The organism is Yersinia pekkanenii, from assembly GCF_001152565.1.
GTDB classification, from domain to species: Bacteria; Pseudomonadota; Gammaproteobacteria; order Enterobacterales; family Enterobacteriaceae; genus Yersinia; species Yersinia pekkanenii.
Map to the genome: position 1 here is coordinate 1 of NZ_CQAZ01000139.1, position 2,219 is coordinate 2,219.

Genomic DNA, 2,219 nt, shown 5'->3' on the forward strand with positions numbered 1-2,219 from the left:
TTTTCAGATTTGGCATCTGCCAACTCCTTGGTGTATTTGATATCAATAGCAGCTACGGCTTGGCGCGTGACCTCTATCTGGTCGAGGGTGGTTTGTTGTTGCCTGGCTACTGCTGTTATTTCTGCCACATCACGCTTGAGCTTTGTCGTTTGGGATTGGTAATAGGTCAGCCCAAATAATGAAGCAACCAGCCCAGCAATAAGTATTGCCGTTACCCGATTCATGCCGGATAGTCTTTAAATGGAAGCTGGAAATGAGGCCCATCTTTCAGTGTCTGCCAGCTACCACCCCACTCAATAGGAACGCCAACCTCTTTGGCAGCTTGCTTGAATGCTGCTGCTATCTGCTCGTAGTATTTCCATTCCCATGAACCGCCTGCAGTTGGATAAGCAAACACGTCGATAGCGTGGCCGGTAATATGGCGGCTGTTCATGGTCTGACTTTTGCCGGTGGCCACCAGCTCTTTTTGTCGTTCTACCGTGCGGAGACCTTCAATAACGCCAAAATCAACCGTTGATAGTTCCAAGGCGCGTCGCACAACTTTCACTAGGTCAGCATTAACGCCCTTGAGATTATTGTCACTGCGAGCACTGAAACGAAAATTAGTCTTCATTTCTTCTCATCCCTATCAATAGGTGTATTGGTCTTCATGCTTGCAAATGTGCGGAGAATTGATAAACAGCGCTCGACTCCCATGCCACCGATAATTACACCAACGATAAGAGCGTTTGATTCACTCATGCCGAACAATTCCAGCGAGTTAATAACGCCGAGGGATATCACTCCGCAAATACCACCTGCATAAAGACAATCTCGCCAAGCCGCGCCGTCCTTCAGTGTTACGAGAGCAGCCAGGCAGATCGAAGCGCCAACGCCATAAATAGTGGGTGCGTTAATTTTTAGCCATAACAAAATAGCCATACCGGAACCGGGTGGCAAATTGTGATTTTCCATATCCCGACTCCGGGGTTAATGATTTGAGGAATTTAGCCCACCAGCGCAGCCACTCGTCAGTTAAGTGTGTGTGTGGAGTTGATTGGGTGACTGATGGGCTAAAACGGTAAAGGCCATGCAATAACGCAGCCTGAAAGTAGCACCTGAGTACGTCTGGCTGCGAAGGCCCTACTGGTGATATGGTTAAGTCGTTAAGGTTGTTATTGCTGTAATTATCCCGATCCATGCAGGATTTTTATTTCTTAACCTTACGCGTCACTTACCTGAATAAAGGGAGTGGTTATTTCAATAATCGGAGCATTAAGAATGACCGAATCAAAACATATAACATTTAAGCCTAAAGGCACCGTCACTATTTCAACAGACTCAGACGGAATGAGAACCATTTCTTCTGATGAGCCAATTTCAACAGACATGAAAACTTTCCTCTCTTATGGGATTGAAAATATAGTTGATATTCAAAGTTACAATATTGAGCAAAAGGACGGGAAGATTTTCCACCATGTTGTTTTCAACTCAGGTGGAACCATTGAGTTATCCTTTGAATCGGGCGGAAAAAACTTTAGTGCCTCTGCATGTGAAATGCTTGCTACGGTTACAGATGGTGAGAGAATTATGATAAAGGAAAAAAGAAGCCAATAGTTGATTAGCCTCACACCACACTATTTGCCGATAGTGTGGTTTTTCCGGCGTCAACACCTACCAATGTGCTGACCGCATACCTTTGAAATGCAAAAGACCCACCGAAGTGAGCCTTAAAATTGGTATGTGCGAATGTAGAAAGCAAAAAGCTCAACCGGTTAGGGCTGGGCCTTGAATTAGGTGCTGTGATAGTTAGCCTCTGGCGGGGGATGCGAGATAGGTGGTGCGACTGAGCCAACAATCGCTAACCATAGGCAACTATCACAGCAAGATATAGTTTACATGAGAAATATAAATGGCTAATAAACGCAACTCATTTTTGTTGATAGCCTCGTCACAATCCCCAGAAACGGCAAAGCCCCTGGGCTATTAACTCAAGGGCTTGAATGGTTGCCGGTCTTTCCCGGCGGCCACTTCACATCAGTGAGGTACGCTCAGTTTCTTTTGGAAAGTCGATAGTGCGTATCAACCTGAGCATACCTCGGGCGCAGTATACCCTATTAATAATGTGGATATAAATAAAAAAACCCCGCACAGAGGCGAGGTCTTAATTGTTTCGAGTGAGGCTTATATGTAAGTACCCCACTATTTAGAGAATTTACGCCAACTTTATGCAAAACGCA

At 45.3% G+C, this 2,219-nt stretch carries 4 protein-coding genes; 1 reads left to right on the forward strand and 3 read right to left on the reverse strand.

From position 1 onward, the window contains the following. The 3 genes from AEP37_RS23305 to AEP37_RS23315 all read right to left on the reverse strand — a co-directional run. Positions 1 to 224: lysis system i-spanin subunit Rz (locus AEP37_RS23305; RefSeq protein ID WP_049615559.1), on the reverse strand; the 224-nt coding region annotated here is incomplete at its 3' end. Beyond that, positions 221 to 613 carry a M15 family metallopeptidase gene (locus AEP37_RS23310; RefSeq protein WP_049615560.1) on the reverse strand — a complete coding sequence of 131 codons (393 nt, stop codon included), beginning with the start codon at positions 611 to 613 and terminating at the stop codon, positions 221 to 223. The genes AEP37_RS23305 and AEP37_RS23310, both read right to left, overlap by 4 nt. Continuing rightward, complete coding sequence (locus AEP37_RS23315; protein WP_049615561.1) at positions 610 to 954, reverse strand: phage holin family protein; 345 nt, start codon at positions 952 to 954, stop codon at positions 610 to 612. Before AEP37_RS23315 ends, AEP37_RS23310 begins: the two co-directional genes overlap by 4 nt. A 306-nt stretch (positions 955 to 1,260) precedes the next feature. Here AEP37_RS23315 and AEP37_RS23320 point away from each other — a divergent pair, with 306 nt between their 5' ends. Then, entirely contained in the window at positions 1,261 to 1,596 is a 336-nt protein-coding gene (locus AEP37_RS23320; protein WP_049615562.1) for a hypothetical protein, read from the forward strand. The last annotated feature ends 623 nt before the right edge of the window (positions 1,597 to 2,219 follow it).

Excerpts from the sequence above, each read along its gene's own strand:
- AEP37_RS23310 (WP_049615560.1), bottom strand. The coding sequence starts at position 613 with ATGAAGACTAATTTTCGTTTCAGTGCTCGCAGTGACAATAATCTCAAG.
- AEP37_RS23320 (WP_049615562.1), top strand. The coding sequence starts at position 1,261 with ATGACCGAATCAAAACATATAACATTTAAGCCTAAAGGCACCGTCACT.
- AEP37_RS23315 (WP_049615561.1), bottom strand. The coding sequence starts at position 954 with ATGGAAAATCACAATTTGCCACCCGGTTCCGGTATGGCTATTTTGTTA.